At 70.3% G+C, this 14,024-nt stretch carries 10 protein-coding genes and 1 pseudogene; 5 read left to right on the top strand and 6 right to left on the bottom strand.

Going from position 1 to position 14,024, the window contains the following annotated elements:
- Window positions 1-3 precede the first annotated feature (3 nt).
- Window positions 4-615 (bottom strand): hypothetical protein, encoded by a 612-nt coding sequence (locus MMR14E_RS00560; protein ID WP_331312326.1) that lies wholly within the window; start codon window positions 613-615, stop codon window positions 4-6.
- Window positions 616-665: 50 nt separating this feature from the next.
- A complete protein-coding gene (locus MMR14E_RS00555; RefSeq protein ID WP_331312325.1) occupies window positions 666-1,352 on the bottom strand; it encodes a class I SAM-dependent methyltransferase in 687 nt (228 codons plus the stop codon).
- A 694-nt stretch (window positions 1,353-2,046) separates the two neighbouring features.
- On the opposite strand from MMR14E_RS00555, the gene MMR14E_RS00550 reads away from it, so the two are divergent.
- The 4 genes from MMR14E_RS00550 to mqo all read left to right on the top strand — a co-directional run bounded on the left by MMR14E_RS00550 (window position 2,047) and on the right by mqo (window position 7,191).
- On the top strand, window positions 2,047-2,841 hold the full coding sequence (locus MMR14E_RS00550; RefSeq protein WP_331312324.1) for a lytic murein transglycosylase: 795 nt from the start codon (window positions 2,047-2,049) through the stop codon (window positions 2,839-2,841).
- A 229-nt stretch (window positions 2,842-3,070) separates the two neighbouring features.
- A complete protein-coding gene (locus tag MMR14E_RS00545) occupies window positions 3,071-4,213 on the top strand; it encodes a DUF2778 domain-containing protein (protein ID WP_331312323.1) in 1,143 nt (380 codons plus the stop codon).
- Window positions 4,214-4,358: 145 nt separating this feature from the next.
- A complete protein-coding gene (locus MMR14E_RS00540; RefSeq protein ID WP_331312322.1) occupies window positions 4,359-4,907 on the top strand; it encodes a lipocalin-like domain-containing protein in 549 nt (182 codons plus the stop codon).
- 553 nt (window positions 4,908-5,460) lie between these two features.
- Entirely contained in the window at window positions 5,461-7,191 is a 1,731-nt protein-coding gene (gene mqo / locus MMR14E_RS00535; protein ID WP_331312321.1) for a malate dehydrogenase (quinone), read from the top strand.
- 91 nt (window positions 7,192-7,282) lie between these two features.
- Here mqo and MMR14E_RS00530 read toward each other — a convergent pair whose 3' ends face one another.
- The 3 genes and pseudogenes from MMR14E_RS00530 to MMR14E_RS00515 form a co-directional block, all read right to left on the bottom strand.
- The gene (locus MMR14E_RS00530; protein ID WP_331312483.1) at window positions 7,283-8,017 is read right to left on the bottom strand and encodes a DUF3750 domain-containing protein; all 735 of its coding nucleotides are present in this window, start codon (window positions 8,015-8,017) and stop codon (window positions 7,283-7,285) included.
- Window positions 8,018-8,112: 95 nt separating this feature from the next.
- Window positions 8,113-9,022: pseudogene (locus MMR14E_RS29110) on the bottom strand (triphosphoribosyl-dephospho-CoA synthase).
- A 120-nt stretch (window positions 9,023-9,142) separates the two neighbouring features.
- A complete protein-coding gene (locus MMR14E_RS00515; protein ID WP_331312320.1) occupies window positions 9,143-10,012 on the bottom strand; it encodes a glycosyltransferase family 2 protein in 870 nt (289 codons plus the stop codon).
- A gap of 53 nt (window positions 10,013-10,065) precedes the next feature.
- Between MMR14E_RS00515 and MMR14E_RS00510 the strand changes: the two genes are divergently transcribed.
- A complete protein-coding gene (locus MMR14E_RS00510) occupies window positions 10,066-11,478 on the top strand; it encodes a class I SAM-dependent methyltransferase (RefSeq protein ID WP_331312319.1) in 1,413 nt (470 codons plus the stop codon).
- A gap of 75 nt (window positions 11,479-11,553) precedes the next feature.
- On the opposite strand, the gene MMR14E_RS00505 is transcribed toward MMR14E_RS00510, so the two are convergent.
- Window positions 11,554-13,536 carry an acyl CoA:acetate/3-ketoacid CoA transferase gene (locus MMR14E_RS00505; protein ID WP_331312318.1) on the bottom strand — a complete coding sequence of 661 codons (1,983 nt, stop codon included), beginning with the start codon at window positions 13,534-13,536 and terminating at the stop codon, window positions 11,554-11,556.
- Window positions 13,537-14,024: the final 488 nt, after the last annotated feature.

The raw sequence follows: 14,024 nt of genomic DNA, 5'->3' as shown, positions 1-14,024 counted from the left end.
TGCTCAGGCACCGCGCTCGTGCGGCTCCCGCTCCTCGACCAGCTCTCCGTGGAGCAGCGCGAGCGGCGCCCTGTGGTAGAGCTTGATGTCGTGGAACGGGTCCGTGAGGATCTTGGTCACCCAGACGAGGCCGGTCTGGACGTCGCGCTGCACGAAGAGCTGGACCATCCGGAACAGCAGGCCGGCGAGCGCCAGCCACAGCCAGATCCAGCCGACGTTGCGGATCAGGTCAGCGGTGCTCTGATGGGGCGCGATCAGGCCGAACAGGCTCGGGTCGAAGTAGAGAGGGAGGGGGGACAGCGCCCAGATCGCCAGGAGCACGACCTTCCGCTGCAGGTTGTAGCCGACCTTGATCTCCTCCTTGTGCTCGTGGGACGCGTCGTTGACGTGGTCGTAGCCCTTGGGCTCGAAGAACAGGTGGCCCGCCTGCCGGGACGTCATCGCCACCAGCCAGCCGATCAGGGCGGCCGTGGCCGGGTCCTTGAACGCCAGGGCGTAGGCCACCAGGAAGCTGATCGCGCTCACCACGTGCAAGCTCTGGTTGACGCGATTGTGGTGGTAGTAGCGGTGGTCGTCCCAGCGCTGGATGCGCAGCGCCTCCAGAAAGCTCGCCATGATGTGCGTCCCCGATCGAAGGTTGTGGGCTGGTCGAAGCTGATGCGCGCTCAGGCGGCGCGCTTGCGCAGGCGGAGCAGCGAGAAGTGGCCGAGCGGCGGGAGCGCGCGGCGCTCGACGATCTCGACCGGCGCGCCGGCGGCCCAGGCCGCGTAGCGCTCCCAGGCGAACTCGGTCCGCCAGCCGAGGCGGCTCGTCACCGGGGCGAGGGTGCGTTCCACCGCGCGCCGCAGGCCGGATTCGGCGCCGATCCGCGTGGTGATCACGATCTCGCCGCCGGGGCGCAACACTCGGGCGAACTCGTCGAGCGCCGCCTCCGGATTGGGGACCGCCGTGACGACGTACTGCGCCACCACCACGTCGAAGGCGGCGTCCGGGAAGTCGAGTTGCTCGGCGTCCATGACGGCGAGGCGCTCGACGTTGCGCAGGCGATGCCGCGCCACGCGCTGGCGCGCCTTCTCCAGCATCGGCGCCGAGATATCGATGCCGACGATGCTGCGGGCGCGGCGGTAGGCGGGCAGGGACAGGCCGGTGCCGACGCCCACTTCGAGGATCCGGCCGCCGATCCGTTCGGCGGCGGCCGCCGCCAGGGTCCGGCCCTGCGAGAAGACGGGACCGAAGACCAGGTCGTAGACCGGAGCCCAGCGACCGTAGGCCTTGGCGACGCCGTCGCGGTCGAGGTCGGGCCCGAGCGTGCCCGCGCGCGAGGAACCGGTGTCGTGCATTCCGAGGGCCATGGGTGTCCTGTCTCGTTGTCGGCTGGATCGGCGCGGCGGTTTGCACCGACCGCCGGTTGCAAGGGTGGAGCGGGCTTTCCGGGCTCAGCTGACGTCACCGCGCGCGTGAGCGGGTCGGACCGAGAGCCGGCGCGCGGGGGCGCGCCTCACCGGCCGGGGCGTCCCGGAACTCCGCCGGGCGAAGCCGCGCGAAGCCGGGGACCGGTCAGGAGGGGCGGAGGCGCGAGAGCACGGACAGGCGGCATCCCGGTTCACGCCTCGCCGCCCGGACCATTGATGACCCCACGCCGCCTCTCCGCAGAAGTCTTTCCGCCGGCAAAGCTATGTCGCGTGTTTGACAAGCTTGTGACAAGACGGTCAACGTTGCCGACATGCAGTCGGTTCGCTGGCAAAATACAGATCATCCGCGCATCAGATCTGCGCCGGCGTCGAACTATTCGACGCGGCGAGCGGCCTGATCTTGGCCCGTCCCCGGCCGAGCGGCCACGCCCGGGGTGGCCGCTCACGCGGTGTTCACGATGCTCCGAAGACCCGGCCGTGGCGGCCTCGTCCCAGATCCCGAGATGCGCGATGATTTGAGGGCGGGACGTCTCGAGGTCGCGCCTTCGACATCTTCTCGCCCTGATATCGACGAGATGTGACCCGGTATCCCCAGTCTGACAGGGCGCGACGACGCGCCGAAGGAGTGTTTCGCGTGATCGAGAATTTGCGGCGTCAGACCATCGCGGTCGCGGCCATCGCCGGGATCGCTCTCAGCGCCGGGCAGGCGCAGGCCGCGCAGTGCGGCAACACCGCGGCCGGCTTCGATGCGTGGAAGCGGCAATTCGCCGAGGAGGCGCGCGGCCGGGCCAGCGCGGCCAGCCTCGCCGCCTTGCAGAACACCACCTACTCGACCGCCACCATCTCGGCGGACCGGGGGCAGCACAGCTTCAAGCTGTCGCTGGACCAGTTCCTCGCCAAGCGCGGCGGCCCGACCATCGTCAAGCGCGGCCGCGCCCTGAAGCAGCAGAACGCGGCCCTCTTCGACTCGATCGAGCAGCGCTACGGTGTGCCGCCGGGCCCGCTCCTGGCGATCTGGGGCATGGAGACCGGCTTCGGCGCCGTGCGCGGCAACGTCAACACGCTCTCCGCGGTGGCGACGCTCGCCTACGATTGCCGCCGCTCCGAATACTTCACCGACCAGCTGTACGCGGCGCTGACCCTGGTCGATCGCGGCCTCCTGACGCCGAACACCCGCGGCGCGGCGCATGGCGAGGTCGGCCACACCCAGTTCCTGCCGAAGAACGTGTTGGCCTACGGCACCGGCGACCTCAACAACGTCGGTGCGGCCCTGTCGTCAACGGCGAATTTCCTCAAGGCCCATGGCTGGCGGGCCGGCGCGGGCTACCAGCCCGGCGAGCCGAACTTCGCGGCGATCCAGGGCTGGAACGCGGCGCCGGTCTACGAGAAGGCGATCGCCATCCTCGGGCGCCAGATCGACAACGATTAGCAGTATCTCGGCCCGATATAGACCATCTCGAACAGCGAAGACTGCGACGACGCGCCCGAAAATGGTCCCGATCGGGCCAAGATCGACCATCGCGTCGCCGCAGAAAAGCCGGCCCGACCCCGCTGATTCACGCCGAGCGGGGCCGGTCCGCCCGCCGCGAGTCCTCCGCCCGTCCGGAGGGCTTCGGTTGGCACGCCCCGCCTCGCGACGAGGAGCATGGGCAACCGCGATGGCTGTGGAATCCGTGCCGCTGGACGGCCCCAAGACTCGGAACGCGCGCCTCCCGTGGCTCGCGCCACTGACCGTGCTCACCGGCGTCGCGACGATGGCCGCCCTCGGGAGCGGCGTCCTGACTCGCGCTCCGGTCCCGGCTTCCGAGATCGCGCGCGCCCGTGCGGAGGCCCCCGCTCCGGTACCGGCCAGCGAGGAGAGGGCCGAGACGGCCGCCGCCGAATCGGAGACCGCCGACCCGTCGGCCCCCGGACGCGAGGCCGCCGGCGCCCTCCAGTCACGCTGGGCCTGGAATCAGATCGCCCCGCCGTCCCTGACCCCGGAACCCGCACCGGACAGCGCGGCCGAGCCCGGCATCGTCGCCGGCATCGTGGCCAACGCCCAGCCCGGGACGCAGGTCGGCGAGCCGCCCGCCGCGATGATGGTCCCGCTGCCCATCCCGCGTCCGCCCGAGTTCCGCGCGCCCGCGGGCACCGGGTATGCCCGGCGCCCCGACCGGCGCATGGCGCGCCGCGAGCTGCCGCCGGCCGCGCAGCCCGCGCCACAGCCCGAGGAGCGCTCGTTCCTCGAGAAGCTGTTCGGCATCGAGCGCGGGCCGGCCCTGGCCTACGCGGCTTTGGAGAGCAGGCCGGCCGCCGTCGCGCCGCCGCCGCAACGCGTCTCGCCGCCGCTGGCCCTGTCCCGGGATCCGGGTCCCACGGCCGGGACCGCGGTCTACAACATCGCCGCCAAGACCGTGACCCTGCCGAATGGCGAGCGCCTGGAAGCCCATTCGGGCCTCGGCGAGGGTCTGGACGATCCGCGCCTCGTGAACGTCCGGATGCGCGGACCGACGCCGCCCGGGACCTACGACCTGACCGAGCGCGAGCGACCCTTCCACGGGGTGCGGGCGATCCGCCTGACGCCGGCGGGCGGCAACGAAGTCGTCTACGGCCGCGTCGGCCTGCTGGCGCACACCTACATGCTGGGCCCGCGCGGCGACTCGAACGGCTGCGTGTCGTTCCGCGACTACGACCGGTTCCTCCAGGCCTTCCTGCGCGGCGAGGTCCAGCGCCTGGTCGTGGTCAGCGGCACGCAGGATCCGCTGCCGAGCCTCGCCGCCGGGACGGTCACGACCCGCATGGCCCGCAACGGCGGCTGAGGGCGGCTCCTCGGCGACGCGGGCTGCAAGCGCGCTGAGGGTCTGCCAGCACTGCTCGCGCGGTGCTTGGAACCCGCCGCGCCGACCCGCAGAACGCGGCCGCGGCGCATTTCGGCGCCGCGGCACGCGAATGCCCGATCCGACCATGCCTGCACGACGATCGGCCGCCATGGCCGTGCGCGCCCTGGTGGCGCTGCCCCTTCTCCTGGCCGCCGAGCGGGCCTGGAGCGCGTCCGCACCGGACCATGTCGGCGCGGCGGTGGTCGACGCGCGCTTGGCGGACCGGATCGTCGGCACCTGGGAACTCGTCTCCTACAAGGTCGAGGACAAGGAGACCGGCCGGCTCATCGACGCCATGGGCGGCACGCCGCGCGGCCGCGTCATCTTCACCAAGGATGGCTGGGTCGCCTTCAACCTCGAGGGCAGCGCGCGCGCACCCGCCACCAACGACGCCGAGCGTGCCGCGCTGATGAAGACCCTCGTGGCCTATATCGGCCGCTACCGGATCGAGGGGGACCAGTGGGTCACCAGCGTCCAGACCGCCTGGGCGCCCGAATGGGTCGGCACGGAGCAGCGCCGCACCATCCACATCGACGGCGACTACGCCGATGTCACGACACCCTGGCGGGTGATGCCCAACTGGGATGACGGCCACCTGTCGCGCAGCATCATCCGCTTCAAGCACATCCCGTAGAGCCGCGCCCGCTCCGAAGCGGCGGCGTCGGGCACGCGGCGGCGGGATGCCGTCGACCGGTGGACGCAAGTCTATCGGCGGATCGCCGCGATGGCCGCATGTCGTCGCGGCGGCCTGACAGGATGGCGGTGATTGCAACCCCGGCAGCGATTGTCCTCCCGGGCTTCGTCCTCTATGAGGCCATCCTCAATCTGCTGAGCCAAGCCAGCCAGCATCTTCCCGCCCATCCGGCAATCGCGCCCCCGCGCGAGCGAGATCTTGAACCGGAGAGCCGTGCTCCGGCGTGATCGCGCGCCGCTGCGGCGGGAAGCCTCCGCGTCGCACCCGTGCGTCCCGTCGTCCCGCGATCCGTGCGCGGCGAGGATGGCGGCGTCGGGGCGGACCGGCGCAGGCCCGTCGTGCCGGGTCGAGCGAGACCGCGGCCGTGCCGCGGCGGGAACGGGGAAACGATCCGGAAGGCCGGACGGGCGGGATTCCCGCACGTCGCATCAGGTGTCTTCCGTACGCGGTTCGGCTGTTGGGCCGGTCCGGTACGCAAAAGCGGGATCTGCCCATGCGTGGCGACGACGAGAACCAACACCGGCGCGACCGCCGGGACGCGAACGTGCTGCCCCTGAGCCGGCGGCGGCTCCTCGGCACGGCCGCGACCGGTTTGGCTCTGGCGGCCCTTCCGGGCGCGCTGGCCATGGCCGACGGCGCGGACAGCAAGGTCGACGTGCTGCTGATCGGCGGCGGGATCATGAGCGCGACGCTCGGCGTCTGGCTGAACGAGCTGGAGCCGAGCTGGTCCATCCAGATGGTCGAACGGCTGGATCAGGTCGCCCTGGAGAGCTCCAACGGCTGGAACAATGCCGGCACCGGCCACTCGGCCCTGGCGGAGCTGAACTACACGCCCGAGAAGAAGAACGGGCAGATCGAGATCGCCAAGGCGGTGGAGATCAACGAGGCGTTCCAGGTGACCCGCCAGTTCCTGGCCCACCAGGTCAGGACCGGCGTGATGACGGACCCGCGCGCGTTCATCAACTACACGCCCCACATGAGCTTCGTCTGGGGTGACGACAACATCGCCTACCTGAAGAAGCGCTGGGAAGCCCTCAAGGCGAGTCCGCTCTTCGCCGGCATGGAGTACTCGGAGGATCCGGAGCAGCTCCGGAAGTGGGTCCCGCTCATGATGGAGGGCCGTGACCCGAAGCAGAAGGTCGCGGCGACCTGGTCGCCCCTGGGGACAGACTGCGAGTGGGGCGAGGTGACCCGCCAGTACGTCGCCCACCTGCAGAAGCAGCCGAGCTTCCAGCTCCGGCTCTCGACCGAGGTCGAGAGCCTCACCAAGAACGGCGACGGCTCGTGGCGGGTGACCGCCAAGAACCTGAAGGACGGGACGCGCCGGACGGTCGACGCCAAGTTCGTCTTCATCGGCGCGGGCGGGGGCGCCCTGCACCTGCTGCAGAAATCCGGCATCCCCGAGGGCGACGATTACGCCGGCTTCCCGGTGGGCGGCTCGTTCCTGATCAATGACAATCCCGACGTCGCCGCGCTCCACCTCGCCAAGGCGTACGGCAAGGCATCGGTCGGCTCCCCGCCGATGTCGGTGCCGCATCTCGACACCCGCGTGCTCAACGGCAAGCGCGTGATCCTGTTCGGGCCGTTCGCGACCTTCTCGACCAAGTTCCTGAAGGAGGGCTCCTACTTCGACCTTCTCAGCTCGACGACGACCAGCAACATCTGGCCGATGATGAAGGTCGGCGTCGACGAGTTCCCGCTGGTCGAGTACCTCGCCGGGCAGCTGATGCTCTCGGACGACGACCGCATCGCGGCGCTGCGCGAGTATTTCCCGAAGGCCAGGAAGGAGGAGTGGCGTCTGTGGCAGGCGGGGCAGCGCGTGCAGATCATCAAGCGCGACCCGAACAAGGGCGGCGTGCTGAAGCTCGGCACGGAGATCGTCAACGCCAAGGACGGCAGCATCGCGGCGCTGCTCGGGGCCTCGCCCGGCGCCTCCACGGCGGCGCCGATCATGCTCCAGGTCCTGGAGAAGGTCTTCGCCCGGAAGGTCGCCACGCCGGAATGGCAGGCCAAGATCCGTGAGATCGTGCCGAGCTACGGAACGAAGCTCAACGACGATCCCGACCGCGTCGCCCGCGCGTGGGCCGACACGAGCGCGCAGCTCCAGCTCCCGGCCCCGCCGCAGATCGACCGGACCGTCCTGAAGCCGGTCTCGACCGGCAGCACCGTGCTCAACAGCGGCGCCACGCCGGTGAAGGAGCCGGTCCACGACCTCGCGCCGTGAGCGGCGCGGCCTGGGGCGCCGCCCTGCGCGCTCCCGCTTCGCGGTGGCCGGCGTCCGTCGCCGCCGGCCACCGCAATCCTCCCGGCGGCGTTCAGAGCCCGACCCGCCCCAGAGCCGGTACTTTGATCCCGGGGCGTCGCAGGTCGACCCCGACGACGCCGCCGAGCAGGTTCAGCTCCAGGCCCTCGACCCAGCCGAGGGTGAGGCCGGCGTAGCCGCCGAGGTTGAGGCGGATGCCGGTGCGGGAGGGCGTCAGACCGATCCAGCGACCGTCGTAGGGGAAATCCTTGCCGATCGCCGTGGTCGGAAGGCTCTCCCGGATCTCCGGAACCGCCGCCATGATCGCGGCCACGAAGGTGTTCGAGTTCGGGCCGGGCCAGACGACGTAGTCGCCCCGCCGGCTGTAGCGGTACTCGGCCACGGCCTGCCGGATGCGCGGGAGCATCGCCTCGGCCTCGGCCCCGTCGGCCGCGAACACGATGGTCGGCGCGTTTCCGAACCAGCGCCCGTCCGGCACGAACCGGTCGACCCAGATCGGCTGGCCCCAGGCCGTGTAGTCGAACCGGCTGTAGGCCCGGGCGCCGCGCTCCTTCACGACGACCCAGCTGTGCGTCGCCACGATGCCGCGCCAGCTCACGGTCCGCGCCGAGAAGATGCGCAGCACGGCGTCGGGATGCGTGTCCGCGCGCGGCAGCAGGCCGGCGCTGGACCGATCCGCGAGACGCCAGTCGCCGCTGGTCCGCGTCGCGTAGAGCAGGGCGGAGACCGCCACCGGCACCAGGAAGAGGGCGGCGAGCGCGAGGAGGGCGAGCCTGATCAGGGTCACGGGCGGTCCGGCGGAGGAGGGCGGGAAGGATCCGGATGTAAGTACCGACAGCGGCCGCGAAACTGCGACCGACGCGACCCGGGGCTGCTCGCGCGTCAGGACGGGGAGGCGAGGGCGTCCAGCAGCAGCGTCGCGGCGAGGAGATCGGCGCAGCCGCCCGGGCTGAGGCGCGCGGCCACGAAGGTGCGGTGGATCGCCGCCGCGCGCTCGCGCCAAGCGGGACTCGCGACACCGCCGGCGTCGAGAAAGGTCGCGGCGGCCGCGCGCGCGCCGACGAGGCCGTCGGCGGTTCGTGATGAGGCTGTCGACGTTCTTGTTCGCTTCCTTATTCTCCTTCCGCTGCATCGCCATCTCGCGCTTGGTGTCCTTCATCGACATCTCGTCGCGAATACATAGACGATGATCGGCAAGGTCAGAGCGGAGGGCGGGAAGACCGACGGCGCGGAGGGTCGGGAAGCCCGCGGCGGCCTCGGCGCTGGCGCCGCCGACGCCGAAGCGCCGGGCCGCGCGGCCGCCATGGCTGACGGCCGAGACCGGGGCCCGGGTGATCGCCGGCCCCCAGAGCTGCCCGACCGCCTCGGCCAGCGCCTCGGCGCCCCCCCGCCCCGCACGGTGCCTCTCGCCCTGAGCGCCCGCCGCGGCGCAGATCAGGCCCAGCGAGAAGATCGCGCCCCGATGGGCGTTGACGCCCCCCGTCGCCCGCATCATCGCGGCCTCGGCGGTGAGACCGATGCGCCTCAGCTCCGCCATCTCCGCCGCGCGCGCCCCGGCCGCGACCAGCGCCGCGAAGGACGGCCGGATCGCCGCCGCGCTGCGGCGGAGCGTCTCCGCATTCATGTCGTCGTGGCTGCCGGAATCGACCGGGCTCACGAGGCCGGGCTTCGGCCAGGTCTCCAGCTCGCCGATGAGCGCCGCGTGCGCGAGATCGGCGACGCGCTCGGCCCAGGGCGAACCGGCCCGGTCCCGATCGTCAGCCGGCGCGGTGAGGCTCTGATCGTCGCGCAGGGTCCGGCCTCCTCATAGCTCCGCCGGCGCGGCCGAAGCGGCGTCGGGCGGCCCGACCTACACTGGATGACGGCTCCCGTGCACCCGCGACGGCCGCGGCGCGGGAACGGCCGGACGGCCCTAGAAGGCGCCGACGAAACGCTCGGGCAGCTGCCAGAGGTCCGGCGCCTGGATCGCGCTCTTGCGCTCGATCGCGTCGGCGAAGATCCGCTTCGTCGTCTCGAAATGGGCCTCACCCGGCCGCATCTGCACGGATCGGCGCGGGATCCGGCCCACATCCGCCTTCACGAAGGCCAGGAACTCCGTCGGGTCTATGGCGTGGTGGGAATTCGGGATGCCGATCGGCGCGGCCGCGTTCCGCTTCTGCTGACGCCTGAAGAGGATATCGTGGTCCAGATACGCCAGGTGGAACAGGAACAGGTCGCGGAAATCGGGGCGGTGATCCTGGATCAGGCAGTGGAAGCCGACGTGCCAGTCGACCCGCGCCGACACGATGGTGGCCTTGCACAGGGTCGATATCGGCCGGATGAAGCTCCGCTGGCCGGAAATGGGCGCCACGACGTCGATGGGTGCCTCCCCCTGGACGTGCATGACATCCGCCCCGAACAGATCGAGGATTGGTGGCAGCGACCGTCCGGCGATATACTCGGCGAGGTTGGGCGATACGTCCGGATCCGGAAGGATCAGCTCGTCACTATCCGCATAGAGAACATATTTGAAGCCGATGAACAGGGATGCGCAGAAATCCCGGACGGTGTGGGCGCGCTCCCACTCGTTCAGGGGCAACCGCGGCAACCGGATGACGTTCGCGCGCAGCCCGGTCGTCGAGCCGTCGTCGGAACCGTGGTCGAGTATATAGCAGTTTTCAGCGCCGACCTGCCGCTCGTAGTGCTTCAGCCACAGCGGAAGCATCGTCGTCTCGTTGTAGGCCATGGTCACGGCGGCGAGCGGCCTCTTGTGCAACGGCTTTCCTTCCCGCCAGCGCGGCATTCACCGCGCTCCCGCAGCGTATTCGCGACGCGCTTGTTCGGAGTTTAGATGCAATGGATCGTGCGCAGCAACTCCTGAGGTCGCTGGCGAAGGACGCCCGCATCGTCGAGGTTGGCCCGAGCTTCAGCCCGCTCGCGCCGAAGCGCGACGGCTGGAACACGTTCGTCATCGATCACGCGCCGCGCGCGGAACTCATCGAGAAGTATCGCGGCCAGACCGTTGACCGGATCGAGGAGGTGGATTTCGTCTGGACGGGGGGCTCGATCGCCGACGCGGTCCCGGCGGACCAGCACGGGACGTTCGACGCGTTCATCGCCAGCCACGTCATCGAGCACACCACCGACGTGGTGACCTTCCTGCGCGCCGCCGAGACGCTTCTGAGGCCGGACGGGGTGGTGATCCTGGCCGTGCCCGACAAGCGCAAATGCTTCGATTTCTACCGCTCCCTCACCGGGACGGCGGACGCGGTCGCGGCCTTCCTGGAGAAGCGGAACCGCCACACGGTCCGGACCCACATCGACTACGCCCTGAACATGGCGCTCAAGGACGACGGCACGGTCGGCGCATGGTCGGGCCACGACACGCGACCGGCCATCCCGGCCAACCCGCTGACCAACGCGGCCCAGTGGCTCGGCGCCGCGCAGCTGCCGGACTACGCCGACGCCCATGCCTGGGTGTTCGTGCCGGCGAGCTTCAATCTGATGATCCTGGAGCTGTCGCAGCTCGGCTACATCGATCTGCGCGTCGAGGATTGCCTCGAATTGGACGCCACGGAGTTCTTCGTGTGGCTCCGCAAGGGCCGCCAGCATCTGGCGCCCGACGAGATCCGCGAGCAGCGCACCGCGCTGATGCAGCGCACGATCGTCGAGCTGGCGGAACAGGTGGAGCAGCTGCCCGAAACGGCCTTCGTCCAGATGGCCTCGGCCGGCGTCCTCAGGGACCAGCTGCTGAAGGCGACCTACCGGACCGACGCGCTGCGCACGGTGCTGGCGGCGCTGCGCGTCAGCATCGGCCGTTTCGGGCTGGACCGGGCCAAGTTCAAGCGCCTGATCGGCGCGGCGAGCCGGAAGGTTCCGGCGAATCTCTCTGCGGCGGTCCAGCACAAGATCCTGCTGGGGGAGGCGACCAAGATCCTCGACGGCATCACGGATCCCGCTGGCGAGGCGGACGATCGGGATCCCGCCGTCATCGACACCGCCGTCCTGGTGGCGCCGCTGGGCGCGGCTCAGTTCGGGGATCCGCTGCTCGCCGCCGAACTCGAGCGCGAGCGCCAGCGCGCCCGGGCCGTCCGGATGGTGCTGGACGCCGTGCTCGCGAGCCTGCGCGGCCGCGCCCTCGACAGGAAGCGGTTCCGGGACCTCGTCACGCAGGCGGCCGCGCAGACCCCGAATGACGGTCCCGAATCCGCCCGCCACGCGGTGCTGTCCGAGGAATCGCGGCGGGTCCTCGGCTTGCCGGTCGCCTGAGGCCGGCCTAGCGCCGGTCACGCGGCGGCGCGACCGGGACCCGCTGGGCCCGCAGCCCGCAGGCCCGGCCGATGCTCAGGCCGCCGACGCGACCGCCGGCGAGATCCGCTTGCGGGCCTTCTTGTCCTCGGTGCTGCTGACGAAGGCCTGCGCCTCCTCCTTGCGCTCGAAGACGTGCGGGGCGACCCCGCGCTTGTTCAGGGCCTCCTCCATCTTGAGGCGCAGGAAGGCGCTGGTCGCGTACCGGGTCGTGGTGGCGTAGTAGTTCGCCTGCAGGTACTGGACCATGCCGGCGTAGTCATCGACCAGGTTCTCGTTGAGCCGGAAGCCGTCGTGGTTGATCACGGCGTTGACCCGCTGGCCCGCCGTCCGGCAGGCCGCGACGATGGTCATGCGCAGCTCGTCCATGTCGCCCTTCACCCGGCAGTACCAGCCTTCCAGGTTGACGAAGAGGATGTTGCGCTCGCCGTCGTAGCTGACGCGGGACTTGAGATCGAGGTTGAGCAGGTCCGAGATCAGGTCCATCGGCTCGTCGCGGAAGATCCGCGGGTCCATCGGCACCGGGTTGCGCACCACGGGGGCGAAATCCATGTGGGCGAGGATGTCGCGCTCGATGTCGATGCCGGGCGCGACCTCGACCAGCTCCAGCCCCTCCTGCGTCAGCTGGAAGACGCAGCGCTCGGTCACGTAGAGGACCGGCTGCGACCGCTCGACCGCGTAGGGGCCCGAGAAGGTGTTCTGCTGGACCTGGGTGACGAACTTGCGGGCCTTGCCCTCTCGGACGATGCGGACCTGACCGTCGCTTACCGCGATCTCCAGGCCGCCGGCCGTGAACGTCCCGGCGAACACGACGGTGCGGGCGTTCTGCGAGATGTTGATGAAGCCGCCGCAGCCGTTCAGCTTGCCGCCGAACCGCGAGGTGTTGACGTTGCCGGCCGCGTCGCACTCGGCCATGCCCAGGCAGGTCATGTCGAGGCCGCCGCCGTCGTAGAAATCGAACATCTGGTTCTGGTCGATGATGCAGTCGGCGTTGGTGGCGGCACCGAAGCTCGAACCGGAGGCCAGCACGCCGCCGACCGCGCCCGCCTCGGTGGTCAGCGTGATGTAGGGGGTGATCTTCTCCTCGTTGGCGACCGACGAGATGCCCTCGGGCGCGCCGACGCCGAGATTGACCACACCGTTCGGCGGCAGCTCGAAGGCGGCCCGGCGCGCGATGATCTTGCGCTCGTTGAGCGCCATCCGCTTGATGCCGGTGACCGGGACCCGGATCTCGCCGGCGAGCGCCGCGTCGTGCATCACGCCGTAGTTCATCCGGTGCATCTCGGGCTCGGCGACCACCACGCAGTCGACGAGGATGCCGGGGACGCGCACGTCCTTCGGCAGGAGGTAGCCGTCGTCGACGATGCGCTCGACCTGGGCGATGACGATGCCGCCGTTGTTGCGGGCCGCCATGGCCTGGGCGAGGCAGTCCAGGGTCAGCGCCTCCTTCTCGTAGGAGAGGTTGCCCGACGGGTCGGCCGAGGTGGCCCGGATGAAGGCCACGTCGATCTTGGTCGCCGTGTAGAACAGCCACTCCTCGCCATCGACGTCGACGAGCTTGACGATGTCCTCGGTGGTCAATTCGTTGACCTTGGCGCCCCCGTGGCGCGGGTCGACGTAGGTCTTCAGGCCGACCTTCGAGAACAGGCCGGGCTGGCCCGCCGCGCAGGCCCGGTAGAGCTGGGAGATCACGCCCTGGGGCAGGTTGTAGCCGCGGATGAGGTTGTCCTGGGCGGCCTTGGCGACCTTCGGCATGCGGCCGAAATTGGCCGCGATGACCCGCGAGAGGAGGCCGTCGTGGTGCAGGCGGCCGGTGCCGAGCCCTTTGCTGTCGCCGGCGCCCGCCGTCATGATCAGGGTGAGGCCGCGCGGCGACCCGGTCTCGACGAACCGCTTCTCGAGGGCGGCGTGCAGGGCCTCCGGGATGCAGCTCTGGACGAACCCCGTGGTGGTCACGACGTCGTTCTCGCGGATCAGCGCGATCGCCTCTTCCGCCGAGATGACCTTGTTCTTCCTCATGGAGCGCGTGATCCTCCCCGGCACCTTGAGGGGCGGCCGGCGGTGATGCCCGTCGCCTCCGACTGTGCCATGCGCCGCCCCCGTGGTGCCGGAACGTCTCGGTCCCGGAGATCGGCTGAGTTCTGAATACGATCGTTATTGCACCGCATCAATATTTGCGGCACTGCACGAGGGCTTATGCCGGCGCCGCGACAGTACTCTGAAAATGCAGTCCGGCGCTGCTGAAAAACTCTTCGGTCCACGATCAGAAAAATTGCGCCCGCCGGGAGGCCCTCGGCCGCCTGTGCTCCGCCGCACGCGGTTTTCAGGGTCCGCGTGTGCCGTCTCACCGCGGCGTGGCCCGATCCGGTGTCTCTCGGTCTCGACACGACAGGAGGCGATCATGAACCGAGATCCCAGAGCCCGTACGAGGCAGTCCGACGGCAAGGCCCGGCCGGCGGAGTCCAGCCGCGATCCCGACGCCCGCGCACGCGAGGCGGTGGTGGATG

The sequence above is a fragment of the Methylobacterium mesophilicum genome, assembly GCF_036441335.1.
GTDB lineage: Bacteria > Pseudomonadota > Alphaproteobacteria > Rhizobiales > Beijerinckiaceae > Methylobacterium > Methylobacterium mesophilicum_B.
Note: the sequence above shows the minus strand (reverse complement) of the source record. Positions and strands in the feature narration are given on the sequence as shown.